Below are 25,788 nucleotides of genomic sequence, written 5' to 3' on the forward strand. Positions count from 1 at the left end.
CATGCAGAACGGCGCGTCGTCCACCCAGGTCGCGCAGCAGCCCCCACGCCAGGCGCAGCCGTCCCAGCGCTACGCCCAGGCCGCGCTCACGCCGCCCGTCGACGTGGTCGAGGACGCCACCGGCATCACGCTCTACGCCGACCTTCCCGGCGTGCCCCGCGAAAACCTCAAGCTGCAGGTCGAGGCCGACACCCTGACCATAGAAGCCGAGTCCGCGATGGCCGTGCCCGAAGGCCTGCAGTCCAGCCACACCGAGATCGGCGCAGCACGCTTTCACCGTGTCTTCAGCCTCAGCAAGGAACTGGACACCGAAAACGTGAGCGCCGAGCTCGCCCAGGGTGTGCTCAAGCTGCGCATTCCCAAGGCCGCGCACGCGCAGCCGCGCCGCATCAGCGTCAAGGCGGCCTGAAGGGGCTGTTCTTTATTCCCTCTCCCGGAGGGAGAGGGAATAAATCCCATCGGCCCCATCGCGACGCCCTTTCTTCCTCCCTCTCCCTCCGGGAGAGGGCAGGGGTGAGGGGCCAGCGGCTTCACGTAAGCACGCCGCGCAACATCAAGCGCCGCAAACCCTCATCCCCGCCTTCTCCCGGAGGGAGAAGGAGCAAATCCCATCGGCCTCATCGCGATGCCCTTTCTTCCTCCCTCTCCCTCCGGGAGAGGGCAGGGGTGAGGGGCCGGCGGCTTTCGCGTAAGCACGCCGCGCAACACCAAGCGCAGCCGGCCCCCTTCCCAGCCTTCCCCCAGCGGGGGAAGGAGCAACAGCCCTCAGCGCAAGCGCGCAAGCCAAATGCACACCTTTTCATTCCTCCCCAAAAGGCGCTCTAGCCAAAGGGCTTATGAGACTGTCCGCTAGCGGACAAAGAACTGACGATTGTGTGTCGATGAGCACGCACCGCCCCTAAGCTGGCTTTGGCCAAAAGGAATGTGCACATACCAATGCGCCCATCCTATTGCCAGCAACACGCGGCAGCCCCCTTTCGCCCCCAGGCGAAAGGGGGCTGCCGCGGTGACAGGCCAGACCCAGCCGGGCGCGCGTGGATGACGTGCCCGGCGCAGGAGGAGAACACCATGGCATTTGTGATCCGACCCCTTGCCCGACCAAATTTTGAATCGCACTGGACGCCCGAAGTCAGGCGCATGCTGCACCGCTTCATCTACCCCGAAGACGAGCGGCTGCGCGAGCGCTGCTACGCCACCTGGGCCGTCGACGACGGCGCGCAGGCCTCGCTGGTCCCCGTGTGCATTGCAGAGCAGCGCAGCGCCGCCTGGTGTTATGCCTTTGTCATGCGCGGCGAGTTCGCCATCATCCGGCAAGAGAATTTCTGCCTCTACTCCTTTGTCGCGATCTCCCCCGGCCTGGCGAGGCGGCGGCATGACATCCAGCCCCTGATCGCCGAGGCGCTGCGCATAGGCGGCGAGTTCCTGGACGGCAAGACCGGCGTGCACGACGTGTTCTCGGTGCCCAGGGCCTTGTTTGTGCACCCGTCCGCCAGGCCGCGCCCCATGCCCCAGCCCGCGCCGGCGTACCCGTCGCCATCTGCTTCTTCCTACAGCCCGTCGGACTGCCCGCCGATAGAGCGCCCGCCCCAGCCTCGCCATCATGAGCACATCCATTCACCACCACCCAAGGCAAACACCCCATGACCATTCTCTGGACCATCCTCATCGGCTTCGTCGTCGGCATCGTCGCCAAATTCCTCACGCCGGGCCGCGACCCCGGCGGCTTCATCATCACCGTGCTGATTGGTATCGCCGGCTCCTTTATCGCCACCTACGTCGGCGCCGCCATGGGCTGGTACCAGAACGGCCAGCCGGCCGGTTTTATCGCCGCGGTGCTCGGCTCCATCGTCCTGCTGCTGGTCTACCGCATGCTGACCGGCAAGCGCTGAGCCTGTTTATCCGTTCGATCGATTCGATCCAGTCGACCCCTTTGTTGAAGGCCGGAAGAAGAAGGAAGAAGCAAAAACCAGAACAGAAAAACGCAGGAGCCTTGACGCTCCCGCACTCAACCCGGCGTTTTGCCGGGTTTTTTTATGGGCCGTGTATTTGCGGCGGACGACTCGCTGTCAGGGCCTGACAAACCGGTAGGCAAAGCGGTCGGTCTTGCCCTTGATCGAGGGATCGAAGGGCTTGATCGAGTGCGGGTCGTCCCTGTTCGCGAGCATCGTGCTTTCCTCGTCCAGCACGAAGCCGGCCGCCTCCACCTCCGTGCGAACGGCTGCGGGGTCGATCCGGTGCAGCGTCTGCGCGTCGTTTGTGCCCGTCCCGGCCGCGGCGGCGTGGTCCACGATGACGTAGAACCCGCCGGGCTTGAGCCGTTCAAAGACAGCCCGATTGAACTGGGCCGCCGTCGCGCCCCCGGCCTGCATCAGCGCGGTGTGGAGATCGTGATAGAACAGGTGCAGCCACACGACGTCCGCTGGCTGCGTGACCTCCGGCATCGCCACCAGGTCCGCCGAGACCGCCTCAACATTCTCCCGGCCCGGCTCCTTCGCCAGCGTGCGCATGAGGCCGACCGGATCGTTCTTGAAGTGGGCGACCTCCGCCGGCACAAAGCTGTAGACCCGTCCCTCGGGTCCCACGACGTCGGAAAAGACACGGGTCCAGTCGCCGTCGCCCGGGTAGACGTCGATGACGGTGGCGCCCGCAGTGGCGCGTGCGAAGCGGGTCAATTCGGATACTGTGGATTGCTCGTACATGGAAACCTCCGTTTGACGTTGAATGTGATCATCGAACTGTTCGCGTAGCGCATATATTTTCCTGCGGCCTGTCAGATCTGCGCCAGCCCGCCGTCGACGGCCAGCTCGCTGGCGGTCATGAAGCTGCTGTCCGGCGACGCCAGGAAAGCCGCCGCCGCGCCGATCTCCGCCGGATCCGCCATGCGCTGCAGCGGGTTCATCGCGGCGAAGACCTTCATGCCCTCCTCGCCCAGCGCCGCCTTCGCGAGCTCGGTCGCCGTCGGCCCGGGCGACAGCACGTTGACCCGGATGCCGGTGCCCTTCAGGTCCTCCGCCCAGGTCCGCGCCAGGTTGCGCACCGCCGCCTTGCTCGCGCTGTAGACGCTGAAGGCCGGCGCGCCCGTGGTGCCGGCGCTCGACCCGGTCAGGATGATGGAGCCGCCCCGGCCCATCAGCGGCAGCGCCTTCTGGACCGTGAAGATCGTGCCCTTCACATTGGTGTCGAAGGTTTCGTCAATGTGCGCGGCGGTGAGCTTGCCCAGCGGAAGCGGGCCTCCCGCCCCGGCATTGGCGAAGACGATGTCGAGGCTTCCGCGCTCGGCTTTCACCGCCGCGTAGAGCCGGTCCAGGTCGGCCAGGTCCGAGACCGAGCCCTTCACCGCGCGCGCATTCGGCCCAAGGCCGGCCACAGCGGCGTCGAGTGCCTCCTGCCGGCGGCCGAAGATAAACACGAAGGCGCCCTCCTCGATAAAGCGCTTTGCAGCGGCGAGGCCGATGCCGGTCGCGCCGCCGGTGATCACGGCGGTCTTGCCATTCAGTCTGTTCATGTCATGTGTCCTTGGTTGAAGCTGTCAACAAGCGGGATTCGCTTGCCGGAAGGACACATGCAGTTCTGCTAACCTGAGGACAAGTATGCACTTTCAGGTAAGTACCCAAAAAATGACAAGCACGCCTTCTGATGAAACCTGCGATCCGGGCTGCGGGCTCAACGCCACACTGCGCATCATCTCGGGCAAATGGAAACCGCTGGTCCTGTTTTTCCTGCGCGACGGTAGCAAGCGCTACGGCGAACTCAAGCGCCTGATCCCCGGCGTCAGCCACAAGGTGCTGATCCAGCAGTTGAAGGACCTGGAGGCCGACCAGGTGCTGGCGCGCACCGACTACCAGGAAGTGCCGCCGCGGGTCGACTACACCCTGACCCCGCTGGGCCGCGGCCTGGCCGACGCGATCCTCCCGCTGTGCACCTGGGGAAGCGAGCACATGGCGGAAATGACCAGCATCTTCGCCAAACGCGACGCCTTGCCCTAGCCTGCGGACGGCAAGCGCCACGCCGCCTTCCAGCTCGGTCGCACACAGCATCCCGGCCATCGCAGCCTCCAGGGCAAACAAGCCCTCACGGAAATCAACGCAAAGACAGGGCGAACCACGGCCTCGTCTGTGCGGCAGCGAACGCGTAGCGGCGTAGCAGCGCAGGGGCTAACGCTTCACCTCAGCGAGCGGATCGGCATGGCGATGCACCAGCTTCCAGGCCTCGCCCTCCAGCCGGAACACTTCCGTCACCCGCAAGGTCATGGGGATCGCGTCGGGCTTGCCCTTCATATGCGCCATCGCCTTCTGGTAACCCGTCCAGTAAGCGACGGTATCGCCCGCCGCCATGTCCAGGATTTCAAACTCGGACGTGCTGCCCGCCTCAAACAACCGGGCATCGCTTTCATAACGGGACCACACGGCGTCCGTGCCCTGCACCGCGCCGCCACCCGGCCCCATAAAGGTCGCCTGCGATTCCAGCGCGACCACGCGCGCCAACGGCGTCGCGTTGCCGCTGACATACGCGCTCGCCGCGTGCTGGCGCGCCTTCATGAAAGTGTTGAAGTCCTGGTGCCGGTTCATGGCGTTCTCCTTGTAGTCAAAGAGTCACCGTAAGCCCGCCGCGCGGGTGGCGGCGTAGGACAAGGGAGAAGGGGGAAAGCGGAGAAGTCGCACCGGGGTGCGTTTTGGTGAATATTTACATGCGGAATTCGGCCAATGTGGGCGTTCTGCCGACCTCGCACGGGGAAGCACCCTAGCTGTGACACGACTTCAGGTCCATGATCCCTGTCACAAAGTGTTAACCCAAAGATGACTTCGATGACCTTGCGTGTCTCTCTAGCTATTTTTTCTCTTTCCAGCGAGTCTTAGATGGACTTGACAACGCTCTCTGCCATTTCCGGCATCCTTGGAACCCTTGCTCCAGGCGGCTTTGTTTTACTTTTTTTATGGGTCATCTTGCGGACCGAGTCACGCCACACCTTGATTCACCGTTTATGGCAACTGGTTCACGGCAGTCAGGAAGTCGCAGACCCAGAGATCAAAGCATTCATCAATGAACAAAACAGTCTGATGTCTTTCCGGTTCATTGCTGGAGTGCCGGTAAGCAACCTGGAGCAGGCAAGACAGCTTATTCGGTGGACAAAGCTTCGCAAGGTGGAAATGTTCGCGCTACGCATGGCGGGACGGTATTTCGATCCAGATAAGCGGCAAGTGCGAGTGGACGATTTGCCATCAAAACTTACACAACGAATATGGCTCGCATCGTTCTTGCTGCTTCTTGCAGTAATTTTCGCTAGCGCTTCCCTTGCATTCATGAACAGTGCACTTGTCAAAGTGAGAGTTACCAATCGTTGGGCGCTCTTAAGCGGGGACGAAGCCAAACCCGCGTGGCCTCTCACCTCAGAAATCCTTCACAAGACCAACTGCTCAATCAACGCGGCAGACACCATAAATCGCTCAAATTTCACGGAGCAAGAAGCCGGAGTGTTGTGCGGACTACTCAAGAATGATGAGACCGCAAATTACACCCGAGAGCTAGTGAGAAAGCAGCGCCAGTCTTTGACCTTTTTGTTCTTCATTTCTATCTTGGCCGCCGTAATGTTTCTTTCAAAACTGGCAACTGGTTTTGCAGCGAAGCAATTGAGAGACAAAAATCTTGATCCCAGTATTCCCAATGACAGCGACCGCCCGAGGAGTGATTCATATCTATGACATCTGATCTCGCTTCGGTTCTCCCCTCTCTTTTACCCGCCGCCATCGCATGGGTAGAACGGCAGGAGGTCGAAATCATTGCCTTAGGGGCGCCGCTGACTGAATCCGAACTCTCGGATGCGCGAAGTGTTGGCGTTGCGTATCCAGAAAAAGTACGTGTCATGTTTGTGGATCTACTTCCATTGCCCGACGATCTGCAACTTCGACAAGTGGCTTTGAATGCGGGGTTGCTCGGTCCCGGCATGATCGGCCTGACCTTGGGGTATGGAATTTACATCCGCAACGGATACAACTCTCGACAACTACTTACCCACGAATGTCGCCACGTTTACCAGTATGAGCAAGCGGGCTCCATTGCTTCATACATTCCAAGATACCTGCAACAGGTAGCCGAAGTTGGATATGCCGAGGCACCGTATGAAAAAGACGCGCGAGCGCACGAAATTAAATAAGAAACAGTCGGGGGGAATATCAACCCTGCCAATAGCTTGTCGAAAATGTTATGAGCAACGATGACCTAATAGGAGGGAATCATGCAGATTGAAAAAATATACGTAGAGAACTTTAGATCCATAAGAAAAGGTGACGTTAGTCTAGGCGGCATAACAACATTTCTTGGACGAAATGGGGTTGGAAAATCCACCGTTTTGTATGCTCTGGAATCCTTCTACAACATAGCTGTTCAATATTCACATCTCGACTACTACAACCATCAACAGGCTGACACAAGCATTCGAATCCGTGTCACATACTCCGCGTTGAGACCCGACGAACTGGCAGCCTTTGGCAGTTACGTACAAGATGGAAAGCTCACCGTAACGAAGGTAGTTAATCAGGGAGGAGCGCGTTATTTTGGAACCGTGCCACAAATAGTGGCGTTCTCAGAACTGCGAAAGCTTGGCGCCAACGATAAAAGATCTGGCCTTAAACAAAAAGTAGATGCCGGCGAGTTTCCCGATTTCGGCGATATTCCCAGGAGGTCGGAGGACGTTGATCAAGCAATGGAAGCCTATGAAGCTAGGCATCAAGAACTTACACAGCCCATCGAACGCGAAACGCAGTTTCTGGGCCCTCGTAACGTAGGCGGAGGCAAGCTTGATAAATTCACCAAATTTGTATTAGTTCCAGCAGTTCGCGACGCAGCAGCGGAAATGGAGAAACGAGGTGCAATCGCACAGCTACTAGAGTTGATCGTCACCAGAAGCATCAATAGTCGTCGCGACTTTCAAGAATTCAAACAAGAGTTCGAAACAAAGGCACGCGAGCTCTATGGAAAAGAGAATCTTCCTGAGCTAGCAGAATTGGGAAAACTGGTAACGGCGCGACTGGAGAGGTACGCGCCAGGTTCTGAACTGTCGATTGATTTTGAGGAACTGATACCACCTACGATTCCTCTGCCAGACGCCGTAGTCAGTATCTCGGAAGACAATTTCAAAGTACCGATCAGGTACACGGGACATGGACTTCAAAGAGCTCTGATTCTCGCGCTGCTCGAACAGTTGTCAATGATGCAACCTCGTTCGCCTGAAAAATCAGACGATCAGGGAGAAGTAGCTATCGAGCCGACGCGTCTACCGGATTTAATCCTAGCCATTGAAGAGCCCGAACTCTATCTGCATCCCGCACGTAGCCGGTATCTCGCAAGAATTCTTCGGGAGCTCTCGATGTCAGAGGGCAAGCCTGATGTTCCGAGCACACAAATAGTGTGCGTCACCCATTCTCCATACTTCGTAAACGTTGAAAACTTTGATGAAGTTCGTATGTGTCGCAAAGGATCACCTGCGGAGCCGGGTCATCCGAGAATTACAACCTTCACCACATTCACACGAGCACAAGCAGCGGAGCGCCTTGCAATGGTCACCGGCCTGCCCCCTGAAAGATTTACGGCCGCAACTTTTGTCGCGCGCGCTTCGCCGGTGTTGAATTCGTTAGTTAATGAAGGGCTTTTCGCTGACGTAGCCGTAGTAGTCGAGGGCGATTCGGATGTTGCTGCACTGTGGGCAATGCAGATGTTTATGGAGAGGAAGTGGGATGAGCTGGGCATAGTTGTGGTCCCAGTGATGGGGAAGAACAATATTGATAGAGCCGTTGTGGCGTTTCAGGGTTTTGGAATTCCCACGTACTTTCTATTTGATGGCGATAAAACCAAAGCGGAAGGTGCAGCAACAAATCGAACTCTTTTGCGCCTAGGTAATGCGGACGTAGTTGACTTTCCTCCTACTAACGTCTCCGCTGGATGCGCTTTTTTTGAGGACGACATCGAAACCTATTTGCGAGCAACTCTAAAGGATAGATACGATATTTTGCGCAACGAATGCGCCAATAGGTGCGGTCACGAAAAGCCCAGCACGGCGCTAAAAAACTCAGAAGTCATGAGCCTATTTCTGCATCAAGCACATGCAGAAGGAGTTGAATTTCCGGTACTTCGAGATATTGTTGAAAGAGTATCGAATATTGCCCTTGAGCTCCGTGCCACGTAACTCAATCCGTGTCTGGTCGAATCGATATGGCCATCATCAAGGCAGGTTAGCATTGGGATAAGCAAGCAGCACCTGCCTGCGCCCAAAATCTCCCCATGCCTCACGCCGTCTCCCGCCTGCGCACCGCGCGCCTGGCGCGCGCCTCCAAACCCTTTTTAGCCCGCGGCGGCCCGCGCAATGCGCGCTGTGCCGGTTGCCGGCTCAACCCCGGCCATTGCATGTGCGCCTTGCGGCCGGTGGTGCCCGGGGTGAATGCGGGTGTGTGCCTGGTGATGGCGGACATCGAGGCGCTAAAGCCCAGCAACACGGGCTGGCTGATTGCCGACGTGGTGGCGGACACCTTTGCGTTTGAGTGGGCGCGCACGGTGGTGGACCCGGCCCTGATTGCCTTGCTGGCGGACCCGCAGTGGCAGCCTTACCTGGTCTTTCCCGGCGAGTTTGTGGCGGCGGAGCGGGTGGTGACGGAGGTGTTGCCGCCTGCGGCGCCCGCCGCCGGCGCGCCGGCCAAGCGCCCGCTGTTTGTGCTGCTGGACGCGACCTGGCCGGAGGCGCGGAAGATGTTCCGCAAAAGCCCTTACCTCGACAAGCTGCCGGTGCTGAGTTTGCAGAGCGAGCAGTTATCCCGCTACAAGTTAAGGCGCTCGCAGCGGGACGAGCATTTCTGCACCTCGGAAGTGGCGGCCTTGTGTTTTGCGCTGGCCGGTGAGGCGCATGTGGCGGACACGCTGGAGGCTTACCTGGACGTGTTCACCAACCACTACCTGAAGGCCAAGCAGCAGCAGCCGCTGGACCTGGAGGACGCGGCGCACCAGCGCTTGAAAAAGTTGCACACCCCTATTGGCACTCACTTCGTGTAGTGCCCTTTCCCCTTGCAGGGGACAGGCGCTTGCGGCCTGGCAGAGCCAGATCCGCGGCCCCTGCTGGTGAAGACCATACCCCGGAATCAATTGCCCAGGCGTTCACCGATCGCAGGCCGGCGCCTCACCGCTTGCTCCCGCGCGCCGCGCCGGGTTTGCCGGCCCATGCCCCCAGGAAGTACATCGAAAAAAGCGGCCGCAGAACCATGGCGCCGGGCTCATGGTTGAGAGGGCGCGGGCTTTCGGCGCCGGCATCGTGGGCCGGCTTTGCGGCCGTGGCGGATGCGGGGGAAGGGCGGGCTTGGGGTTTCGTCATGGATGTGTCCGGTATCGAAAGAGGGGGCAAAGGCGGGGATGGCGCGGCACGCGCGGCGGTCGGCTGCACACGGAAAGGCGGGAAAGACCGGGATGGTGAGGGCGGCTTGTCGCCGGAATGTCGCGATGCCTTTTGCCGGCCGCGACATCTCCGCGACAGCGGCGCGGCACAGTGCGCCCAGCCCGGCAATCGCCGGGGCCTTTTTCCAAAACCCGTCCAGGAGGAATTTCCGTATGAAGCGCAGATCTGTTGTTGTTCCCGCCGCTGTGGTGTTGCTGTCGGCCTTGACGGGCGCTTATGCGCAGCCCGGGCCCGAGCCGGGGGCCTCACCCTGGGGCCTGGGTCTGGGCGTGGCGGCCAGGACCGACATTTATGCGGGTGAAAGCGCGAAGCTGCGCGCGGTGCCGCTGGTCAGCTACCAAGGCGAGAAGTTCTTCTGGCGCGGGATCAGCGGTGGCTACCACTTGCTGGACCGTGACGGTTTCACGCTGGATGCCACCCTGGGCGTCAGGTTCGGCGGCATCAAAAAAGAGGATTACGGCACGGCGGAACTTGCGGCCAGGGGCATCAACCGCAACCTCCTGGAAGACCGGGACAGGGGCCTGGACCTGGGGATTTCCGGGGCCTTCAAAGGCACTATGGGCGTGGTGGAGCTGGCGCTGAAGGCCGATGTGTCGGGCGCCAGCAAAGGTTACGAGGCGTCGGCCCGGTACGGCTATCCGATGCAGTGGGGGACCGCCATGGTCACGCCGCACGTGGCGGTCAGCCATTACTCCAGCAAGCTTGCGAACTACTACTACGGAACACTGGACGCGGAAGTCGCCCGGGGTGTGGTGAACTACAAGCCGGGCAGCGCGGTGATTCCGCGTATCGGCGTCGACCTGATGCAGCCCTTCGCCGGCAAGTGGATGCTGACGGGCGGCCTGTCTTACAGTGCACTGCCCGGCAAGATCCGCAACAGCCCGCTGGTGGACAAGGACGCAAAAGGCGTAACGTCTGTTTTTGTGGGCGTTTCCCGGAAATTCTGAAGCCCGCCGTGCCGCCGCATCCCGCGAAAGGACCGAGATGAAGGACCGAGATGGAGATGATTGAAGGCCCCTTGAGCATCCTGATCGTCGAGGACAACGCGCCGCTGGCGGCGAACATCTACGACTACCTGGAAGCCTGCGGCCACAAGCCGGACGCCGCGCCCGACGGCAAATCGGGCCTGGGCATGGTGCGGGCGAACCACTATGACGCCATCGTGCTGGACTGGATGATGCCGCGCATGGACGGGCTGGCGATGCTCACGCAACTCAGGGATGAACTCAGGTCCAGGATCCCGGTGATCATGCTGACGGCGAAAGACCAGCTGGGCAGCAAGCTGCAGGGCTTTGAAGCGGGGGCCGACGACTACCTCGTCAAGCCGGTCGCGCTGCCGGAGCTGGAAATGCGGCTGCGCGTGCTGGTGACGCGCAGCCATGCGGCGCAGGCCCCGGGGCAGGTGCTGGAAGCCGGCGACCTGCGCTTCAACCTGCAGTCGCTGGTCGTCACGCGGGGAGACCGCGAGCTGTCGCTGTCACCGATACGGCGGCAGATACTGGAGGTCTTGATGCGCCGCTCGCCGCACCTTGTGAGCCGTGAATACCTCGAATCGCACATCTGGGGCGAGCGCTCACCGGACAAGGACATCCTGAGGTCGCACATGCACCTGCTGCGCAAAGAGGTGGACGGCGACGGGGCCCGGAAAATCCTGCACACCGTGTTCGGGCAGGGCTACAGCATACGGGTGCAGGATGGCGAATAAGACGCCGGGCAAGACGCCGGACAAGCCGCGCATGTTCGACCTGCATTGGCGCATCAGCGCCCTGTTCGTCGCGTTCGGGATTTTGCTGGCCGTGGGGGTCACCGTCTCGGTGGGCTTCGGCCAGGTGATGATCACGCACCCGGTGTGGGAGCAGATACTGCGCTCAACCACCCAGCACTACATCGCCGGCAGCACGGGCAACACGCCCGTGTCCTTGCCGACACAGGGCGCCTACAGGGGATGGCACGTCAAGAGCGGCACGGCCTTGCCCGCGGACATGCCGCACTACCTGGCCACGCTGCCCGCCGGGTTCTACAGCGAACAGGACCTGGACCGGTTTGACGAGCACGACTACGCGGCCCTGGTCACGCCGGTCGCGGACGGCCGCGTGGTCACCGTCATCGACATGACCGACATCGAGCAACTGCAGAACAAGGTGGGCATAGGGGGCTTGATCTTTGTGCTGGTCAACCTGGCGCTGGTGGGCGCCACGCTGCTGTGGCTTCACGGCAGCCTGCGCAAGCCGGCCAGGGCGCTGGCGCAGCGCATGGAAGCGCTGGACCCGGAGCAGCCCTCGCTGCGGCTGTCGGTCGACTACCCGCAGGCGGAGCTGCATGACATCGCGGTGCAGGCGAATCGCCACCTGGAAAGGGTGGAGCGCTTCATCGAGCGGGAGCGCAGCCTGCTGGACCAGGCCAGCCACGAGTTCCGCACCCCGGTCGCGGTGATCAGCGGCGCGGTGGACGTGCTGGCGAAGCAGGCCCTGCCCGCGCAGGCGCAAGGCCCGCTGGCGCGGATTCGCGGCACGGTCGACAACCTCACAGAAACCATGGGCGCCCTGCTGTACCTGTCGCGCGAGCCGGACGACAACGCGAGGGTGGAAAGCACCCGGGTCGACCTGCTGCTGCAGGAGCTGATGCAGGACCACGAGCACCTTCTTGCGTTCAAACCCGCGCGCTTCGTGCTGCTGGAGTGCGTGAGCTTTTCCGTGCATGCGCCGGAAGCGATGGTCGGGATCGTCATTGCCAACCTCCTCAGGAACGCGGCTGAAAACACGCAGGCAGGGGACGTCACCGTCAGCCTCACGCCGCAAAGGCTGCGGGTGACCGATTCCGGCGAAGGCTTCGACCCGGTGGAGGCCGCGCGCAGCTACGGCGCGGCCTTGCAGACGTCGATGAAGCCCGGCGGCGGGCGCGGGCTGGGGCTGTTCCTGACGAAGCGGATCTGCGAGCGCTTCAAGTGGTCGCTGGCCATTTCATCGGCGGTGAACAAGGGCTCCGTGGTGGACGTCCGCTTTTAGCGGGCAGGAACACCCCTATTGGCACTCACTTCGTGTAGTGCCCTTTCCCCTTGCAGGGGACAGGCGCCTGCGGCCTGGGAACTGGCTCACCCCTGTTGAGCCTCACTCCGTGTAGCCTCCTCTCCCCTGCAGGGGACAGGCGCCTGCGGCCTGGCAAAGCCAGTTCCGCGGCCCCTGCTGGTGAAGGCAGTTCAGGCGTTGACCGACCCCAAAAAAGCCTCGGGGTAGCGCAGGCCTGCGGCTACATCCATCGGAAATGCCTTGTCGAGCTGCGCCAGCTCGGCGGGGCTGAGCACCACGTCCAGCGCGGCGATGTTCTGGTCCAGGTAGCTGCGGCGTTTGGTGCCCGGGATGGGAATGACGTCATTGCCCTGGGCCAGCACCCAGCCGAGTGCAATTTGCGAGGCGGTGACGCCTTTGGCTGCGGCGATGCTTTTGACGGTATCGACCAGCGCGAGGTTGCTTTTGAAATTCTCTTCGGCAAAGCGCGGCGAGAACTTGCGGCGGTAGTCGTCGGCGGGCAGGTCTTCGGGTTTGCTGAAGGCGCCGGTGAGGAAGCCGCGGCCCAGCGGTGAATAGGCGACAAGGGCCACGCCGTGCTCGCGGCAGGCGGCCAGGGTGCCGGTGGCTTCGGGGTCGCGCGTCCACAGCGAATATTCGCTTTGCAGCGCGGCGATAGGGTGGACCTTGCAGGCGCGCGCGACGGTGGCGGCGGAGGCTTCGGACAACCCGAGGTAACGCACCTTGCCGGCGCGCACCAGCTCGGCCATGGCGCCCACGGTGTCTTCAATGGGCACGGTCTTGTCGACGCGGTGCTGGTAGTAGAGGTCAATCTGGTCTATGCCCAGCCGCTTGAGGCTGGCGTCGCAGCTGGCCTTGACGTACTCGGGCCGGCCGTTGAAGCCGCGCGCGGCTTCGTTGGCGGGGTCGCGGGTGATGCCGAACTTGGTGGCGATGAAGGCGTCCTGGCGGCGGCCGGCGATGGCCTTGCCTATGAGTTCTTCGTTGGTGTAGGGGCCGTAGATGTCGGAGGTGTCGAGGAAATTGAGGCCCTGGTCGAGCGCGTGGTGCAGGGTGGCGATGGATTCGGCGTCGTCGCGGTTGGCGTAGAAGTCGCTCATGCCCATGCAGCCCAGGCCTATGGCGGAGACGGCGGGGCCGTTGCGGCCGAGGGTGCGGGTTTTGATCATGGTGTGGGTCCTTTGGGGTTGGAGGGTTTGGATGGGGGTGGGTGAAAGCGGGAAGAGGCTCAGGCGCGCTTGGGTTCGGCGCGCATCTCTTCGTAACCGCGTATCTTTTTGCGGATGTATTGCAGGGTCTCGCGCTGGGCGCGTATGTCGGCTTCAAGGCGCGCGGCATGGGCTTCGAGCATGGCCTGCCTTTCGTCCAGGCTGGCGTCGGCATTGCCCTGGCGCAGCAGGTGGGCGTAGCGCTGCATGCCCTGCATGGACATGCCGGTGGCGCGCAGCCGCACCAGGAAGTCCAGCCAGCGCATGTCGGCGTCGCTGTAGCGGCGCGCGCCGCTGCGCCTGTCGATGGGCGCGATCAGGCCTATCTGCTCGTAATAACGCAGGGTGTAGGCGCTCAGGCCCGAAGCTTCAGCCGCTTCGGCAATGCTCAGGGAGACGGTGGGTGCGGTGGTCATGGAGGGACTTTAGGGCTTAGAGCGCACTCGAAGTCAAGCGCGCCACGCAAAAAACCCTGCTGGCGGTGTTGCAGCGCCTTGCCGTGCGGATGCACTGTCTGCGGCGACGCGCCTGGCCAGGACCGCTTCGCCGGGTTTTGTGCATAGCGCCTCTCTTTTCCTTGCAGCGGCGACAATCGGGGCATAACCCCCGACTTCAGAGAAACCCATGACCCAAGACCCAGACCGCAAAGCCGAACTCAAGAAGATGGAGTTGTGCGACTCCTGCGCGGGCATACAGCGCAACTGGCGCAAGGCGCCCGGCCACCCGGAGCTGGTGCAAGGCGACCCGCGCCACGAAACGCGCCGCCACGGCCTGATCACCATCACGCGCTACAAATGCGACCGCTGCGGCACGGCCTGGGAATACGAGAACGACAAGACCAACCAGAAGGCGGGTTGGTCGGTGGTGGGGCGCTAGGCGGCGCCTGCGGGTTTCAGGCGTCCGGAAACTCCAGCGCCAGAATCTTCGGAGTGGACCGCAGCGCGTTTTTCGCACGCTCGGGGTTGAGCTGGGTCAGGTAGCCGGGCTCGCCGGACTGGCAGATAAACAGCCACCAGGATCCGTCCACGCCCTGGTAAATGCGGTCGGTGAGGGCGCCGACGCTACTCTTGTCGAGGACCTCGTCCTTTTGCCGCACCAGTCTTGCCGCGGCCAGCTGAGGATGTTTTTGCAGCTGTTCCGCAAACGCGTCTTCGCCGAGCTGGCTTTGGCGCGTGACGGCGCGTCCTCTCAGGCTGTGCATGAACACACCGTAGCCAATGCAGAACACGAGCCCCATCAGGACGAAGAATGCGGTTGCCATTTGCGGGTCAAGGTTTGGGTTGAGGGACGGATTGGGGCAACCCGCTGGAATCGGCACCGGGCCGAAGGAACGCGGCCTTCGTCACGAAATAGCCCTTGGGCGTCAGCGCCGCGGGCGGGTCGGCCAGAACAGCCGCAAGGTCAATCGATCCGTCCGGCAGGTACTTGATGGCGCGCAGCTTTGCCGGCCAGAAGCTGAACAGCACGAGAGAGGCGCCTACCCTGCTCGCCTGGTCTGCCGCCTCGGCAGCTATTCCGCAATCTCCTTTCGCGGCGAACTCCGCCCACCCTGCAATCTCAAAGCCTTGCGCGCACTTCGTGGCCACCTCCTGGTCGAGCCGGTTGCTCCTGAGGACGCGGATGTCGCCCCTCTCCAGGACTCCGGGGCCGGAAGGGCTGATGTCCTTGCTGGCCTTGAAGTGATCGGCGAACAGGGAGTGGGCCCGGACGGCGTAGCGACTGACGTATGACATGCTCAGGCCGCAGTTTTTGCGATTCGCCTTGCCTTGGCTTCGCTGATCATTTCTCCGCGGGGCCACTGCAAGTAGGGAAGCAGTGTGATCCGGTCGATGTCGCTGAGCGGCTCGCGCAACGCGCCCGCCACGGCACGGGCCTGCGGCCAGGGCGCGTGGTCCGCGATCGCGGCGTAGAACTGCATCAGCTTCGCGACGTTCTCGATAGCGGGCTGCGCCTCAAGCGGGCGCAGGTCGCAGGCGAACGAAAACCAAAAAGTATTGCCTCGCCGATACCACTGGTCACGGGGCCCGGCGTGCGCCGGGTTCTCGTAGAGCATCAGGTTCATGATGTCCACGCCTTTGGCTTCGGGGCCGCGAAGCTGTTCGCGGATCGGCTTGAGGCGGCGCGAAAACCATGGCGCAAAACCCCAGTGGCGGGACGTCAGCTTGAGCTCGCGCGCCTGGGTCGCCGGATAGAAGTAGATGCGAACGCTTGTGATGGTCATGGGCGACTCATTGCTTGAACCAGCGACGCAGGCGGTCAAGTAGCGTGGGGCTTGGCACTGGGGTCTCGATCCAGCTGCCATCGGACTGACGAACGGCCTTCAGGTTGCCCACAACCATTTCGGCCCCGGCGTTATGGTCCAAAAACTCCAGAAGATCAGGCCGGAACCACCGGTCACTTGATAACCCTTCAAAGTAGACGTTGATCGCATGATCATCCGGCGCGTCGCCAATGACCGACACGCCGGTAGCGGAAGGAGTTGTGAAACCATGCACATCTCCCACCATATCCGCCACTTCGGCTGAGACCGTCTCAGGTGTCCGTTTTATGCGTACGCGATCACCAAAGTTGCTCATGTTCTGCTATGCCTCCCAACGTTGACATGTCCTGAAAAGTACGGAACCGCTTGAGAGGCCTGGAGTTACGAGCAAGGCAACCGAGGGACTTCTCAGCCCGCGCGGCGCGACTGCCTGGCGGCGTAGACCACGAGACCCCATGCGAGCAGCGATGCTACGACAAGCATGCTGAACTCAAACACCAGCAGCTCCCGCGAAAGAGCTGCCTGGCTGAAATGGCCGACAGGAACCGGTTTCCTGTTCAGAGCAAGCGGCAGGTGTACGGGGAGGCTGGTGAGGAGCAGTACCAGCCAGAGGGCCACGTGCGCCAGGCCAATCCACCGCACGAATGCGATGCGCGCCGCCAGCAAGCCAATGCAAAGGAGAAGCAGACCCACTTCTGCCGTAATGGAGAGCAAGGGCTGCCAAAGTTGGGGAATCATGCCCTGCTCCCGGATGTCTGTCGTCAGATTCAGGAGCCGCCATGCTGCGTAGGCACAAAGCAGAACCGAAACGGCCATCAGGACCGTTCGAAGGTCAAGGGTGAACGGTGCGCGATCTTGAGAAGGGTCTGGTAGTGACATAGGCCGACGTGATCATATGGGATGAATGCGCAAGGACAACATAGCGCGCAGGCTCATGCTGCGTAATGGAAACAGGCGCAAGTTGGGTTTGACTCCTTCCCCCAGAGGGGAAGGAGCAGGAAATTCAAGTCTATGCAGCCCCATCGCGCAGTCGACACCGATGGCGCTTCGGGGCGCGGGGTGCAAAGCTATGATCGCTCGCTAGGGGGCGCGCCGGAGGGCGGCTGATTGAACAAACGCCCGGCGCTGGCCGGGCCTGCACAACACCACGATGAAGCAAACAACAAAACTGGCCCTGGGGGCCGCGGCGGCCGTGCTGCTGCTGGCTGTCGCCACGGCCGCGCTGATCAGCGTGGACAGCCGTATCTGGCGCGGCAAGAAGCCGCCGGAGCCGATGGCCGAGGTGGCGGCGGTGAGCGCAACCCCGCCGGACACCAGCAAGATACTGGCGGGCATGCAGGACATATTGGCCGGCTACCGGAAAATCATCGTGCTGTTTGCCGATGAGAAAACCCTGGGCGCGGGCGAACGAACCATGGCCAACCAGGTGGGCCAGGGCCTGTTCCATGAAAACCGCGCGCGGGTGGCCGAACTGGAGCCGCAGATGGCGGCGCTGGTGGCCTCGGGCAATGCGCAGCGTTTTGATGCGGTGGGCGCGCTGCTGGATTACATCGAGAGCGACAAGAGCCTGTTTGACGCGGACCGGCTGGCGTTTCGCGAGCTGCTGCGCAGCCTGCAGGCGGCGGTGGCGGCGGATTCGTCGCTGCCGGCGATCAAGCTGCACAAGCGCATCGGCGAAGACCTGGACGCGCTGCTGGAGATAGAGCGTAATTACGAAAAAGAAATCCGCCTGGTGTTCGGCCGTTTTGAGCCGCGCGCGATTGAACTCAAACGCGAGCGCTGGGAAGACTATGTGGCGAGCCTCAAGAAGCTGTACACGCGGGCGCAGATTTTGAAAGACTTCGGCGTGGTGATGCCTTACCCGGCGCCCAAGGCGCTGACGCGCAAGGGCAAGGGCGAGGAGGACGGCGAGGTGTTCGGCTACAGCCTGCCGCCCAAGACCATCGTGCTGACCTTCGACGACGGCCCGCACGGTGTGTACACGGCGGAGATCGCGGCCATCCTGAAGCAGTACGGCGCGCCTGGCGTTTTCTTCCAGGTGGGCAGCAACCTGGGCACGGTGGCGGCGGACGGCAAGACCAAACTGGGCCCGCGTGCCGAGGTGAGCCGCAAACTGCTGGAGGCGGGCCACACGCTGGCCAACCACAGCATGACGCATGCGCAGCTGTCCAAACTGAAGGGTGACGGCCTGAAGACGGAAGTGCTGGGCACGGATGAACTGTTGAAGGCGGTGGACGCGCGGCGTTCGCCGCTGTTCCGCTTTCCGTACGGCGCGCGCAACGACGAGGGCCTGGACCTGCTGTCGGGCGCGCAGCTGCGCTCGGTGATGTGGAACATCGACTCGCTGGACTGGGCCGACCCGGTGCCCAGCTCCATCGTGGAGCGCGTGCTGCGCGCGGTGGACAAGGAGGGCCGCGGCATCATCCTGTTCCACGACATCCACGAGCGCACGGTGAAAGCCTTGCCGGCCATCCTGGACCGCCTGGCGGCTGAGGGCTACCAGTTCGCGGGCTGGGACGGCAGCGGCTTCAGCGTGGCCAAGGGCAACGCGGCCGCGCCGGCGCCGGTGGCGGCCAACCCGGGCTACAGCGATTCATGGGCCATCGTGATCGGCATCGACGACTACGCGAACTGGCCCAAGCTGCAGTACGCGGTGCGCGACGCGCGGGCGATACGCGAGACGCTGGTGCAGCGCTTCGGCTTCAACACCGACCATGTGCTGTCGCTGGAAAACCGCGAGGCGACGCGCGCCGGCATCCTGGGGGCGTTCAACGACAAGCTGGCGCGCAGCGGCATGAAGAAGAACGACAGGCTGTTCGTCTTTTTCGCGGGCCACGGCGCGACGCGCCAGCTGAGTTCGGGCCGCGACCTGGGCTACATCATCCCGGCGGACTCGGACCCGAACAAGCTGGCGACCGACGCGGTGCCCATGACGGAGCTGCAGAACATCGCCGAGAGCCTGACGGCCAAGCACGTGCTGTTTGTGATGGACGCCTGCTACAGCGGCCTGGGGCTGACGCGCGGCGCGGGTTCGGGCAACTTCCTGCGCGACAACGCCAAACGCCTGGGCCGGCAGATGCTGACGGCCGGCGGCGCGGACCAGCTGGTGGCCGACGGCGGGCCCAACGGGCATTCGGTGTTCACCTGGACGCTGCTGCAGGCGCTGGCCGGCAAGGCCGACCTGAACGGCGACGGCCTGATCACCGCGACCGAGCTGGCCGCCTATGTGGCGCCGGCGGTGGCTGCGGTGTCGCGGCAGACGCCGGCCTTCGGCAGCCTGCCGGGCTCGGAAGGCGGGGACTTTGTGTTCGCGCTGCCGGTGGAGGCGGAGTTTTTGAGCGCGCAGACCAGCCAGTTGCCGCTGGACGCGATCGCGCTGAACAGCAAGCTGGACGCGACACGGCCGCCTGCGCCCGCTGCCGCGCCCGCCGCTGCGGACAGCCCCGCCACATTGCCCACATCGGCCACGGTGGTGGTGAAGGACCTGCAGGGCGGCGAGCAGAAGATCGTGACGCCGCTGGCCGTGCCGAGTTCGGCGCGCCAGCTGGCGCAGCGCGCCAACGACCGCGGCCTGCAGCTCTACAAGGAAAAGCTGTATGCCGAGGCCGAGGCGCAGTTCACCGAGGCGCTGAAGCTGCGCCCGGATTTCGCGCTGGCGGCCAACAACCTGGGCTTTGTCTACTTCAAGCAGGACAAGTTCAAGGAAGCGGCGCGCTGGTTTGAGAACACGGTGAAGATGGACCCGTCGCGCGCGGTGGCCTACCTGAACCTGGGCGACGCGCATGCGAAGGCGGGCGACGGCGAGAAGGCGAAGAAGGCCTTTCGTGCCTACCTGGAGCTGGCGCCCACCGGGCCGGGCGCGGGCCATGCGAAGCAGGAGCTGGAGAAGGGTTGACAACACGGCGCAGGTTTGGCCTGACTCCTTCCCCCGCTGGGGGAAGGAGCAGGAAACCCAACGCTACGCAGCCCTGTGCAAACCCCAGCACTCACGCTGAAGCAGCGGCGGCCTGGATCATCTTCCAGCCATTGCCCGCCGGGTCGCGGAAACCCGCATCCCAGTTGCCGTAGCGTTCGACGGGCTCCTGCGTGAATTCCACGCCTTTCGCCATCCATTGCGCATAAGTGGCGCGGCAGTCTGACACGGCCAGGACCAGAGGCGGCATGGCGCCTTTGGCGACCATGGCGCGCAGCGCCTGTGCCGTGGCTTCGTCGTGCATGGGCGGCCCGGGTGTGAAGAGGCCGAGCTGGAAGGACGGCTGCTCGGGGTGCTGCACGGTCAGCCAGCGGTAGGCGCCGTTGCGCGCATCGGTGTGGACGCGAAAGCCGAGTTTGCCGACGTAGAAGGCGAGCGCCTCGTCCTGGTTGTCGACATACACACCCACCACATTGATACCTTGGCTCATGAGATCTCCTTTGGGAAAACCGCGATTGTTGTCTTTCCCTCGCGGCGGCGCTTCTCCAAAACTGCGATGGTGAGGTCGGGGCGCTGCGCGGCCTTGAGGATGCAGGCGGGCGTGTGGGCCATGTGGGCCAGCTGCCCGGCATCTGCCCTGGCGGCTATGCGCAGGGCGCTCGGGCTCTGGCCGGTGATGTCGCGGAAGATGCGGCCGAAGCTGCCCAGGCTTTCCCAGCCTGTGGCGAAAGCGATCTCGGTGATGGGCAGTCCGGTGTCGCGCAGCAGCGTTGAGGCCTGCTCGATGCGCCGCGTGAGCAGGTAGCGGTGCGGGGGAATGCCGAAGGCCTCTTTGAACGCGTGCGCGAAATGGGTGTGGGAAACGCCGCTGACTTCAGCCAGCCGCGCGACAGGCCAGGCTTCATGCGAGGCGGCGTCCATGCGGTCTTTGGCGCGCAGCAGGCGGCGCAGCAGGGCCGGGGATTGGTGTTCGGGAGGGGACATGGGTTCGAAGGTCCTGGCGTGCGATGGAAGTCTAGCCGAGCCTGTTGACCCGCACGCGCAAGAAAAAAGGGGCGGGGTTTTTCAACCCTGCCCCTTTTTGTTTTGACCGCCAATCAATGGATCAGCGAATCACACCGTGCAATTACTTGCTGCCGGCAGCTTTCACGTCGGTCTTGACTTCGGCCTTGACGGCGTTGGTGTCGAGCTTGGCGTTGGCCTTGTCGGCGCCGGTGGAAACCTTCACGGCGTCGACCTTGGCGTTGGCGTCAACCTTGGTGGAAGCGGCTTTGGCGTCGGCCTTGATGCCGGTCTTTTCAGCTTTGGCGTTGGCCTTGGCCTGGTCGCCGGCGTCAGCCTTGGCGGCTTTGGCTTCAGCCTTGGCTTTTGCCTTGGCGGCCTTGGCGTCTGCCTTGGCGGTTTTTGCGGCAGCTGCGGCTTCAGCCTTGGCGACCTTGGCGTCTGCCTTGGCGTCAACCTTGGCTTCGCTCTTCACGGCTGCGGTGACGGCTTTGTCGGCCTTGGCTTCAGCCTTGACGACTGCGGGGGTAGCCGGTGCCATGGGTGCTGGCGTTTGTGCGGAAGCCATGCCGACGAACAGGGTGGCGATCAGGGAAGCGAGGAGTTTGTTCATGAGAGAGTCCTTTGGATATGGAAGGTTGAATCGGTGATATCAAGTAGCCCATGTTCAACGGCGTGCATCGCGCGCTGTTGACCCAACACACACATGGTTGCACTTGAGGGCTTGCGGTTTACCTCTTTTGTCGCTGTGCGGCGACAAAGGGGTGAGTTATGTAGGATGTGGCGCTAGCGGCTTGCAGGACAACACCGATCACCATGAACCACGCAACACATTCACAACGAGTCGTCATCGCGGGCGGTGGCGTGATGGGCAGCGCGATTGCGTACTTTCTTGCAAGCCACCCGCGCTTTGCGGGCGAGGTCACGGTGGTGGAGCGCGACCCGACCTATGCGCAGGCTTCGTCGGCGCTGTCGGCGAGTTCGATACGCCAGCAGTTCTCGCAGCCGGTGAACATCGCGGTGTCGCAGTTCGGCATTGAGTTTCTTCGCGATATCAAAGAGCACCTGGCAGTGAATGGCGACGTGCCCGACATCGGCTTGACGGAGCGCGGCTATCTGTACCTCGCCAGCGAAGCCGGTGCGGACACCTTGCGCGAGAACCATGCGACGCAGCGCGCGATGGGCGTGGAGGTGGCGTTGCTGGCGCCCGATGCATTGCGGCAGCGCTTCCCGTGGCTCCATGTCGATGGCCTCGCGCTGGGCTCCCTGGGCTTGCGGGGCGAAGGCTGGTTTGACGGCTACGGTCTGCTGATGGCCTTCAAGCAGAAAGCGCGCAGCCTCGGTGTGAAGTATGTGAAGGCGGAGGCCACGGGCTTTGCGCACGGTGCGGGCCGTGTGAACGCGGTGACGCTGCAAGGCGGCGCGCAGCTGCCTTGCGACTGGGCGGTGAATGCGGCGGGCGCCTGGGCGCGGCCGCTGCTGGCGGGCACGGGCCTGGACTTGCCGGTGTATGGGCGCCGGCGTTGCGTGTATGCGTTTGCGAGCCCCGCGAAGACGCCGGCTTGCCCGCTGGTGATAGACACCAGCGGCCTGTGGTTCCGGCCCGAGGGCGAGATCTGGATTTGCGGCCTGCCGCCGGCGGGCAGCGACGACAACGATGCGCCGCTCGATGTCGACCACGAACTCTTCGACCAGGCCTGGCTGGCGCTGGCGCACCGGGTGCCGGGCTTTGAGGCGCTGCGCCTGCAGCGCGCATGGGCCGGCTATTACGAATACAACACGCACGACCAGAATGCGCTGCTGGGGCCGCACCCCTCGTTGCCGAATCTGCTGCTGGCCAATGGCTTCAGCGGCCACGGCCTGCAACAGTCGCCGGCGGTGGGGCGCGGCCTGGCGGAGTGGATCTGCGAGGGCCGCTACGCCAGCCTGGACTTGTCGCCCCTCGCAGTTGGGCGCTTGTTGCGGGGCGAGGCCCTGGTCGAGAAGAACGTGATTTAGGCGGTGGCAAACAGCCTGCCGCTGAACACCCAGTGCAGCGTGCGCACCGTGAGCACGGCCAGCGCGGCCGTCAACAGCCCGAGCAGCAAGGCGGCCAGCACGTGCAGCACGAGGCCGCCGCGCGCCCCGGCATAGACGATGGCGGCATTGGCCAGCGCGGCCATGGGAAAGCTGATGGCCCACCAGCCCGGCGAGAAGGGCACATCGCGGCGGAACACCTTGGGTGAGACGACGATGAAGACAAACAGCGCGAAGTAAAACAGCGCGCCGGCGAAGCGGTCGACCTCGCCGAAGACGTTGACCCAGGCGAGAAAGCCGACGGCAAAGGGCGCCATCAGGATCATCAGCGAGGGGCGCATGCCCTGGGGCAGGGGCTCGCCATGGGCCAGGCGGTGGATGATGAGTGTCCACAGCACCAGCGCGACCATGGCGCCCACGGCCATGGCCAGCAGGTTGATTTCACCGGCCCAGGCCATGGGCAGGTGGCCGCCGGTGACGCCGATGTCGAGCACGCCGACGCCGGGGATGATCCACACAGGCAGCATGTGGGCGGGCGCCAGCTTGCCCTTGAGCAGGCGGCTGCCGACCAGTACGCTGAGCGCCAATGTCACGACCACGCCGGCCGTCCACAAGCCCTGGGAAAAGGCCTGGCCGTAGGGCATGAGCACGCAGGACAGCAGCAGCAGGGAAATGGCGAACTGGCCGAAGAAGTTGCCGGAGACGGGGTCGGTGAATTCCTTGCGCACGGCTTCAGGGTGCAGCGCGAGCTTGGCGAGGTAACCGGCCGAGTGCGCAAGGAACACGGCCAGCGCGAAAAAGCCCATGGCCTCGCCGATGGCGGCGGGCGCGCCAAAGACCGGCACGGCCAGGCGCCAGGCGAGGGCCATGCCGGCCAGGCCCATGACGGCGCCGTAGAGGTTGATGGGCAGCTGGCGTAGGGAATAGGGGCCGGCGGCGAAAGCCGCGGAGGCCGGAGCGGGTGCGTTGGGGGCCGTGAGGGTGTTCATGGGTGCCTTGGGTCGGGTCTGCGGGAATCTCCGGAAATCGCAGAGTTGGCTGAATTTGTCGTACAGGCTATTTTCGGCTATGCTGGCCCGGGTTCAATCCCGCAAAAGCAGCCGATCCAGCCAAAGAGGCCTCCATGTCCGCCACCCGCCTTGTTGCCATCCTCGCCGTGCCGCGCGTCCAGCTGCTGGACGTGATCGGGCCGGCCGACGTGTTTGCCGAAGCCGGGGTGCAGCTGGGCAACCCGCGCGCCTACCGGCTGCAGCTGGTGGGCACGCAGGCCGGGGAGATCAAGGGCAGCAACGGCATGCGCATGGTGGTGGACGCCACGATAGCGACGCAGCGCGGCCGCATAGACACCTTGCTGGTGGCCGGCAGCCCGGAGCCCGAGGAACTGGTGGGCAGGGCGGAGACCAGCGCCTGGCTGCTGCGGCAGGCGCGCACGGTGCGGCGGCTGGGCTCGGTCTGCACGGGCGCGTTTTTGCTGGCCGAGGCGGGCCTGCTGGACGGCAAGCGCGTGGCGACGCACTGGAACTCGACGGATCGCCTGGCCGCGTGCTTTCCCGCGCTGCGGGTGGAGGCCGATGCCATCTACGTGAAGGACGGCGGCACCTACACCTCGGCCGGCGTGACGGCGGGCATGGACCTGGCGCTGCACCTGGTGGAGGAAGACCACGGGCGCGACATCGCGCTGAAGGTGGCGCGCAAGATGGTGATGTTTTTGAAACGCCCGGGCGGGCAGTCGCAGTTCAGCGCGCACCTGGCGGCGCAGACGGCGGACAAGTCGGCGGTGCGCGAGATACAGGACTATGTGCTGGCCCACCTGGGCGCGGACCTGTCGGTGCCGGCGCTGTGCCAGCGCGCGGCGATGAGCGAGCGCAACTTCGCGCGGGTGTTCCGCGCGGCCACCGGGCTGACGCCGGCGGCCTTTGTGGAGGCGGCGCGCATCGACGAAGCGCGGCGGCAGGTGGAGGCCTCGGAAGTGCCGATCAAGAAGCTGGCCGATTCGCTGGGGTATGCCAACGTCGACGGCTTCCGGCGCGCCTTTGCGCGGCGGCTGGGTGTGAGCCCCAAGGATTACCGCCGGCGGTTTGCGGGCCAGCGCGCTTAGTCGTCCGGCAGGCGGCATCATGGCCTACGCGGGCATCGGAAGCGCCAGACAGGCGGCGGCTGTTGCAGGGTTTAAGGTGGGGGCATGAGATTCTTGACCTCCATGACTTGGCGAGCCCGCTGATGCAGCGCAGGCTTGTGTTCCATATCGGCGCATGCGGGCTGCTGGCAGCGGCCGGGCTGGCCGTACCCGCCGCGCACGCGCAACCCAACTACACCGTCTCATTGGCGCAGTTGCAGCAGGCGGTGGCGCAGCGTTTCCCGATGAATTACCCGCTGGGCGGCCTGGTCGATCTGAGCCTGCAGGCGCCCGTGCTGCGCCTGATGCCCGAGGTGAATCGCCTTGGCGCGACCATGGCGGTGGACGCCGGCGGCCTTGCCCTGGGGCAGCGCTACCCGGGCAGCTTCGACGTGGACTTCGCGCTGCGTTATGAGGCCGGCGACAAATCGATACGCGCCCACCAGCTGCACTTCAACAGCCTGCGCCTGGCGGGCCTGCCGCCCGGGCCTTCGGCGCTGATCGAGGCCTACGGCAATTCACTCGCGCAACAGGCGCTGCTCGAAGTCGTGGTGCACCGCCTGCGCCCGCAAGACCTGGCGCTGGCCGACACCATGGGTTTGGAGCCAGGCGCGCTGACGGTGACGGACAGGGGCTTGGTGATAGCGTTTGTGAACAAGGCGGCGCAATGAGGGTCTTGCTCCTTCCCCTGCTGGGGGAAGGCAGGGATGGGGGCCGTGGGCGCCTGATATTCCGCCGCGCACATTCAAAGGCCGGTTGGCCCCCACCCCAGCCCTCCCCCAGCGGGGGAGGGAGCAAGTCCGCGCCCTAAAAG

Annotated in this window: 31 protein-coding genes; 16 read left to right on the top strand and 15 right to left on the bottom strand. The window is 63.5% G+C overall.

Annotated elements, in window-relative coordinates; all coding sequences use genetic code 11:
• Position 1 precedes the first annotated feature (1 nt).
• From ACLV74_RS18535 to ACLV74_RS18545, 3 genes are all read left to right on the top strand, one after another.
• On the top strand, positions 2–409 hold the full coding sequence (locus tag ACLV74_RS18535) for an Hsp20/alpha crystallin family protein (RefSeq protein ID WP_411880943.1): 408 nt from the start codon (positions 2–4) through the stop codon (positions 407–409).
• 659 nt (positions 410–1,068) lie between these two features.
• On the top strand, positions 1,069–1,644 hold the full coding sequence (locus ACLV74_RS18540; RefSeq protein ID WP_411880882.1) for a hypothetical protein: 576 nt from the start codon (positions 1,069–1,071) through the stop codon (positions 1,642–1,644).
• Complete coding sequence (locus ACLV74_RS18545; protein WP_411880883.1) at positions 1,641–1,889, top strand: GlsB/YeaQ/YmgE family stress response membrane protein; 249 nt, start codon at positions 1,641–1,643, stop codon at positions 1,887–1,889. The genes ACLV74_RS18540 and ACLV74_RS18545 overlap by 4 nt, the downstream gene beginning before the upstream one ends.
• A 177-nt stretch (positions 1,890–2,066) precedes the next feature.
• Here ACLV74_RS18545 and ACLV74_RS18550 read toward each other — a convergent pair whose 3' ends face one another.
• The gene (locus tag ACLV74_RS18550; RefSeq protein ID WP_411880884.1) at positions 2,067–2,699 is read right to left on the bottom strand and encodes a class I SAM-dependent methyltransferase; all 633 of its coding nucleotides are present in this window, start codon (positions 2,697–2,699) and stop codon (positions 2,067–2,069) included.
• 71 nt (positions 2,700–2,770) lie between these two features.
• Complete coding sequence (locus ACLV74_RS18555; RefSeq protein WP_411880885.1) at positions 2,771–3,505, bottom strand: SDR family NAD(P)-dependent oxidoreductase; 735 nt, start codon at positions 3,503–3,505, stop codon at positions 2,771–2,773.
• A 112-nt stretch (positions 3,506–3,617) separates the two neighbouring features.
• Here ACLV74_RS18555 and ACLV74_RS18560 point away from each other — a divergent pair, with 112 nt between their 5' ends.
• Positions 3,618–3,986: a winged helix-turn-helix transcriptional regulator gene (locus ACLV74_RS18560; RefSeq protein WP_411880886.1), complete on the top strand. Its 369-nt coding sequence runs from the start codon at positions 3,618–3,620 to the stop codon at positions 3,984–3,986.
• A gap of 168 nt (positions 3,987–4,154) precedes the next feature.
• Here ACLV74_RS18560 and ACLV74_RS18565 read toward each other — a convergent pair whose 3' ends face one another.
• A complete protein-coding gene (locus tag ACLV74_RS18565; RefSeq protein ID WP_411880887.1) occupies positions 4,155–4,568 on the bottom strand; it encodes a nuclear transport factor 2 family protein in 414 nt (137 codons plus the stop codon).
• A gap of 288 nt (positions 4,569–4,856) precedes the next feature.
• Between ACLV74_RS18565 and ACLV74_RS18570 the strand changes: the two genes are divergently transcribed.
• From ACLV74_RS18570 to ACLV74_RS18585, 4 genes are all read left to right on the top strand, one after another.
• Entirely contained in the window at positions 4,857–5,699 is an 843-nt protein-coding gene (locus ACLV74_RS18570) for a DUF6216 family protein (protein WP_411880888.1), read from the top strand.
• Complete coding sequence (locus tag ACLV74_RS18575) at positions 5,696–6,151, top strand: hypothetical protein (protein WP_411880889.1); 456 nt, start codon at positions 5,696–5,698, stop codon at positions 6,149–6,151. The genes ACLV74_RS18570 and ACLV74_RS18575 overlap by 4 nt, the downstream gene beginning before the upstream one ends.
• A gap of 81 nt (positions 6,152–6,232) precedes the next feature.
• Positions 6,233–8,179, top strand: coding sequence for an ATP-dependent nuclease (locus ACLV74_RS18580; RefSeq protein ID WP_411880890.1), 1,947 nt, complete (start codon positions 6,233–6,235; stop codon positions 8,177–8,179).
• A 95-nt stretch (positions 8,180–8,274) separates the two neighbouring features.
• Positions 8,275–9,036 (top strand): tRNA-uridine aminocarboxypropyltransferase, encoded by a 762-nt coding sequence (locus ACLV74_RS18585; RefSeq protein WP_411880891.1) that lies wholly within the window; start codon positions 8,275–8,277, stop codon positions 9,034–9,036.
• A gap of 124 nt (positions 9,037–9,160) precedes the next feature.
• Here ACLV74_RS18585 and ACLV74_RS18590 read toward each other — a convergent pair whose 3' ends face one another.
• Entirely contained in the window at positions 9,161–9,352 is a 192-nt protein-coding gene (locus tag ACLV74_RS18590; protein ID WP_411880892.1) for a hypothetical protein, read from the bottom strand.
• Positions 9,353–9,585: 233 nt separating this feature from the next.
• Between ACLV74_RS18590 and ACLV74_RS18595 the strand changes: the two genes are divergently transcribed.
• The 3 genes from ACLV74_RS18595 to ACLV74_RS18605 are packed head-to-tail and all read left to right on the top strand — an operon-like array spanning position 9,586 to position 12,438.
• Complete coding sequence (locus tag ACLV74_RS18595; RefSeq protein WP_411880893.1) at positions 9,586–10,380, top strand: MipA/OmpV family protein; 795 nt, start codon at positions 9,586–9,588, stop codon at positions 10,378–10,380.
• 56 nt (positions 10,381–10,436) lie between these two features.
• Positions 10,437–11,138: a response regulator transcription factor gene (locus ACLV74_RS18600; protein ID WP_411880894.1), complete on the top strand. Its 702-nt coding sequence runs from the start codon at positions 10,437–10,439 to the stop codon at positions 11,136–11,138.
• Complete coding sequence (locus ACLV74_RS18605; protein ID WP_411880895.1) at positions 11,128–12,438, top strand: sensor histidine kinase; 1,311 nt, start codon at positions 11,128–11,130, stop codon at positions 12,436–12,438. The genes ACLV74_RS18600 and ACLV74_RS18605 overlap by 11 nt, the downstream gene beginning before the upstream one ends.
• 191 nt (positions 12,439–12,629) lie before the next feature.
• On the opposite strand, the gene ACLV74_RS18610 is transcribed toward ACLV74_RS18605, so the two are convergent.
• Together ACLV74_RS18610 and ACLV74_RS18615 are read right to left on the bottom strand one after the other, a co-directional pair.
• The gene (locus ACLV74_RS18610; protein WP_411880896.1) at positions 12,630–13,628 is read right to left on the bottom strand and encodes an aldo/keto reductase; all 999 of its coding nucleotides are present in this window, start codon (positions 13,626–13,628) and stop codon (positions 12,630–12,632) included.
• A 59-nt stretch (positions 13,629–13,687) separates the two neighbouring features.
• Positions 13,688–14,083, bottom strand: a complete 396-nt coding sequence (locus ACLV74_RS18615; RefSeq protein WP_411880897.1) for a MerR family transcriptional regulator — start codon at positions 14,081–14,083, stop codon at positions 13,688–13,690.
• Positions 14,084–14,291: 208 nt separating this feature from the next.
• Between ACLV74_RS18615 and ACLV74_RS18620 the strand changes: the two genes are divergently transcribed.
• Entirely contained in the window at positions 14,292–14,543 is a 252-nt protein-coding gene (locus tag ACLV74_RS18620; RefSeq protein ID WP_411880898.1) for a hypothetical protein, read from the top strand.
• Between the two features lie 16 nt (positions 14,544–14,559).
• On the opposite strand, the gene ACLV74_RS18625 is transcribed toward ACLV74_RS18620, so the two are convergent.
• The 5 genes from ACLV74_RS18625 to ACLV74_RS18645 form a co-directional block, all read right to left on the bottom strand.
• Positions 14,560–14,928, bottom strand: coding sequence for a hypothetical protein (locus tag ACLV74_RS18625; protein ID WP_411880899.1), 369 nt, complete (start codon positions 14,926–14,928; stop codon positions 14,560–14,562).
• Between the two features lie 7 nt (positions 14,929–14,935).
• Positions 14,936–15,400: a hypothetical protein gene (locus ACLV74_RS18630; protein ID WP_411880900.1), complete on the bottom strand. Its 465-nt coding sequence runs from the start codon at positions 15,398–15,400 to the stop codon at positions 14,936–14,938.
• 2 nt (positions 15,401–15,402) lie between these two features.
• Complete coding sequence (locus tag ACLV74_RS18635) at positions 15,403–15,888, bottom strand: hypothetical protein (protein ID WP_411880901.1); 486 nt, start codon at positions 15,886–15,888, stop codon at positions 15,403–15,405.
• 7 nt (positions 15,889–15,895) lie between these two features.
• Positions 15,896–16,243, bottom strand: a complete 348-nt coding sequence (locus ACLV74_RS18640; protein WP_411880902.1) for a hypothetical protein — start codon at positions 16,241–16,243, stop codon at positions 15,896–15,898.
• 92 nt (positions 16,244–16,335) lie between these two features.
• Positions 16,336–16,665: a hypothetical protein gene (locus ACLV74_RS18645; protein ID WP_411880903.1), complete on the bottom strand. Its 330-nt coding sequence runs from the start codon at positions 16,663–16,665 to the stop codon at positions 16,336–16,338.
• A gap of 412 nt (positions 16,666–17,077) precedes the next feature.
• Between ACLV74_RS18645 and ACLV74_RS18650 the strand changes: the two genes are divergently transcribed.
• On the top strand, positions 17,078–19,822 hold the full coding sequence (locus tag ACLV74_RS18650; protein ID WP_411880904.1) for a polysaccharide deacetylase family protein: 2,745 nt from the start codon (positions 17,078–17,080) through the stop codon (positions 19,820–19,822).
• Between the two features lie 91 nt (positions 19,823–19,913).
• Here the strand turns inward: ACLV74_RS18650 and ACLV74_RS18655 are convergent, their stop codons facing one another.
• From ACLV74_RS18655 to ACLV74_RS18665, 3 genes are all read right to left on the bottom strand, one after another.
• Positions 19,914–20,330: a VOC family protein gene (locus ACLV74_RS18655; protein WP_411880905.1), complete on the bottom strand. Its 417-nt coding sequence runs from the start codon at positions 20,328–20,330 to the stop codon at positions 19,914–19,916.
• Positions 20,327–20,824 (bottom strand): helix-turn-helix domain-containing protein, encoded by a 498-nt coding sequence (locus tag ACLV74_RS18660; protein WP_411880906.1) that lies wholly within the window; start codon positions 20,822–20,824, stop codon positions 20,327–20,329. Before ACLV74_RS18660 ends, ACLV74_RS18655 begins: the two co-directional genes overlap by 4 nt.
• A gap of 142 nt (positions 20,825–20,966) precedes the next feature.
• Positions 20,967–21,455 (bottom strand): hypothetical protein, encoded by a 489-nt coding sequence (locus ACLV74_RS18665; RefSeq protein ID WP_411880907.1) that lies wholly within the window; start codon positions 21,453–21,455, stop codon positions 20,967–20,969.
• 203 nt (positions 21,456–21,658) lie between these two features.
• On the opposite strand from ACLV74_RS18665, the gene ACLV74_RS18670 reads away from it, so the two are divergent.
• Positions 21,659–22,840, top strand: a complete 1,182-nt coding sequence (locus tag ACLV74_RS18670) for an NAD(P)/FAD-dependent oxidoreductase (RefSeq protein WP_411880908.1) — start codon at positions 21,659–21,661, stop codon at positions 22,838–22,840.
• Here ACLV74_RS18670 and ACLV74_RS18675 read toward each other — a convergent pair.
• On the bottom strand, positions 22,837–23,847 hold the full coding sequence (locus ACLV74_RS18675; RefSeq protein WP_411880909.1) for an SLAC1 anion channel family protein: 1,011 nt from the start codon (positions 23,845–23,847) through the stop codon (positions 22,837–22,839). The genes ACLV74_RS18670 and ACLV74_RS18675 overlap by 4 nt on opposite strands.
• Positions 23,848–23,981: 134 nt before the next feature.
• Here ACLV74_RS18675 and ACLV74_RS18680 point away from each other — a divergent pair, with 134 nt between their 5' ends.
• Together ACLV74_RS18680 and ACLV74_RS18685 are read left to right on the top strand one after the other, a co-directional pair.
• The gene (locus ACLV74_RS18680) at positions 23,982–24,956 is read left to right on the top strand and encodes a GlxA family transcriptional regulator (RefSeq protein ID WP_411880910.1); all 975 of its coding nucleotides are present in this window, start codon (positions 23,982–23,984) and stop codon (positions 24,954–24,956) included.
• Positions 24,957–25,078: 122 nt separating this feature from the next.
• Entirely contained in the window at positions 25,079–25,645 is a 567-nt protein-coding gene (locus ACLV74_RS18685; protein WP_411880911.1) for a DUF1439 domain-containing protein, read from the top strand.
• Positions 25,646–25,788 lie beyond the last annotated feature (143 nt).

This window comes from Polaromonas sp. YR568, assembly GCF_943369415.1.
Lineage (GTDB): Bacteria > Pseudomonadota > Gammaproteobacteria > Burkholderiales > Burkholderiaceae_C > Polaromonas.

Bases quoted from the DNA above. Each gene is read 5' to 3' on its own strand.
- ACLV74_RS18560 (WP_411880886.1), top strand. From the start codon at position 3,618: ATGACAAGCACGCCTTCTGATGAAACCTGCGATCCGGGCTGCGGGCTC.
- ACLV74_RS18595 (WP_411880893.1), top strand. From the start codon at position 9,586: ATGAAGCGCAGATCTGTTGTTGTTCCCGCCGCTGTGGTGTTGCTGTCG.
- ACLV74_RS18545 (WP_411880883.1), top strand. From the start codon at position 1,641: ATGACCATTCTCTGGACCATCCTCATCGGCTTCGTCGTCGGCATCGTC.
- ACLV74_RS18635 (WP_411880901.1), bottom strand. From the start codon at position 15,888: ATGACCATCACAAGCGTTCGCATCTACTTCTATCCGGCGACCCAGGCG.
- ACLV74_RS18670 (WP_411880908.1), top strand. From the start codon at position 21,659: ATGAACCACGCAACACATTCACAACGAGTCGTCATCGCGGGCGGTGGC.
- ACLV74_RS18655 (WP_411880905.1), bottom strand. From the start codon at position 20,330: ATGAGCCAAGGTATCAATGTGGTGGGTGTGTATGTCGACAACCAGGAC.
- ACLV74_RS18665 (WP_411880907.1), bottom strand. From the start codon at position 21,455: ATGAACAAACTCCTCGCTTCCCTGATCGCCACCCTGTTCGTCGGCATG.
- ACLV74_RS18620 (WP_411880898.1), top strand. From the start codon at position 14,292: ATGACCCAAGACCCAGACCGCAAAGCCGAACTCAAGAAGATGGAGTTG.
- ACLV74_RS18675 (WP_411880909.1), bottom strand. From the start codon at position 23,847: ATGAACACCCTCACGGCCCCCAACGCACCCGCTCCGGCCTCCGCGGCT.
- ACLV74_RS18535 (WP_411880943.1), top strand. From the start codon at position 2: ATGCAGAACGGCGCGTCGTCCACCCAGGTCGCGCAGCAGCCCCCACGC.
- ACLV74_RS18685 (WP_411880911.1), top strand. From the start codon at position 25,079: ATGCAGCGCAGGCTTGTGTTCCATATCGGCGCATGCGGGCTGCTGGCA.
- ACLV74_RS18630 (WP_411880900.1), bottom strand. From the start codon at position 15,400: ATGTCATACGTCAGTCGCTACGCCGTCCGGGCCCACTCCCTGTTCGCC.
- ACLV74_RS18570 (WP_411880888.1), top strand. From the start codon at position 4,857: ATGGACTTGACAACGCTCTCTGCCATTTCCGGCATCCTTGGAACCCTT.
- ACLV74_RS18680 (WP_411880910.1), top strand. From the start codon at position 23,982: ATGTCCGCCACCCGCCTTGTTGCCATCCTCGCCGTGCCGCGCGTCCAG.
- ACLV74_RS18660 (WP_411880906.1), bottom strand. From the start codon at position 20,824: ATGTCCCCTCCCGAACACCAATCCCCGGCCCTGCTGCGCCGCCTGCTG.
- ACLV74_RS18605 (WP_411880895.1), top strand. From the start codon at position 11,128: ATGGCGAATAAGACGCCGGGCAAGACGCCGGACAAGCCGCGCATGTTC.
- ACLV74_RS18615 (WP_411880897.1), bottom strand. From the start codon at position 14,083: ATGACCACCGCACCCACCGTCTCCCTGAGCATTGCCGAAGCGGCTGAA.
- ACLV74_RS18645 (WP_411880903.1), bottom strand. From the start codon at position 16,665: ATGATTCCCCAACTTTGGCAGCCCTTGCTCTCCATTACGGCAGAAGTG.
- ACLV74_RS18600 (WP_411880894.1), top strand. From the start codon at position 10,437: ATGATTGAAGGCCCCTTGAGCATCCTGATCGTCGAGGACAACGCGCCG.
- ACLV74_RS18585 (WP_411880891.1), top strand. From the start codon at position 8,275: ATGCCTCACGCCGTCTCCCGCCTGCGCACCGCGCGCCTGGCGCGCGCC.
- ACLV74_RS18625 (WP_411880899.1), bottom strand. From the start codon at position 14,928: ATGGCAACCGCATTCTTCGTCCTGATGGGGCTCGTGTTCTGCATTGGC.
- ACLV74_RS18580 (WP_411880890.1), top strand. From the start codon at position 6,233: ATGCAGATTGAAAAAATATACGTAGAGAACTTTAGATCCATAAGAAAA.
- ACLV74_RS18540 (WP_411880882.1), top strand. From the start codon at position 1,069: ATGGCATTTGTGATCCGACCCCTTGCCCGACCAAATTTTGAATCGCAC.
- ACLV74_RS18555 (WP_411880885.1), bottom strand. From the start codon at position 3,505: ATGAACAGACTGAATGGCAAGACCGCCGTGATCACCGGCGGCGCGACC.
- ACLV74_RS18550 (WP_411880884.1), bottom strand. From the start codon at position 2,699: ATGTACGAGCAATCCACAGTATCCGAATTGACCCGCTTCGCACGCGCC.
- ACLV74_RS18590 (WP_411880892.1), bottom strand. From the start codon at position 9,352: ATGACGAAACCCCAAGCCCGCCCTTCCCCCGCATCCGCCACGGCCGCA.
- ACLV74_RS18575 (WP_411880889.1), top strand. From the start codon at position 5,696: ATGACATCTGATCTCGCTTCGGTTCTCCCCTCTCTTTTACCCGCCGCC.
- ACLV74_RS18565 (WP_411880887.1), bottom strand. From the start codon at position 4,568: ATGAACCGGCACCAGGACTTCAACACTTTCATGAAGGCGCGCCAGCAC.
- ACLV74_RS18650 (WP_411880904.1), top strand. From the start codon at position 17,078: ATGAAGCAAACAACAAAACTGGCCCTGGGGGCCGCGGCGGCCGTGCTG.
- ACLV74_RS18610 (WP_411880896.1), bottom strand. From the start codon at position 13,628: ATGATCAAAACCCGCACCCTCGGCCGCAACGGCCCCGCCGTCTCCGCC.
- ACLV74_RS18640 (WP_411880902.1), bottom strand. From the start codon at position 16,243: ATGAGCAACTTTGGTGATCGCGTACGCATAAAACGGACACCTGAGACG.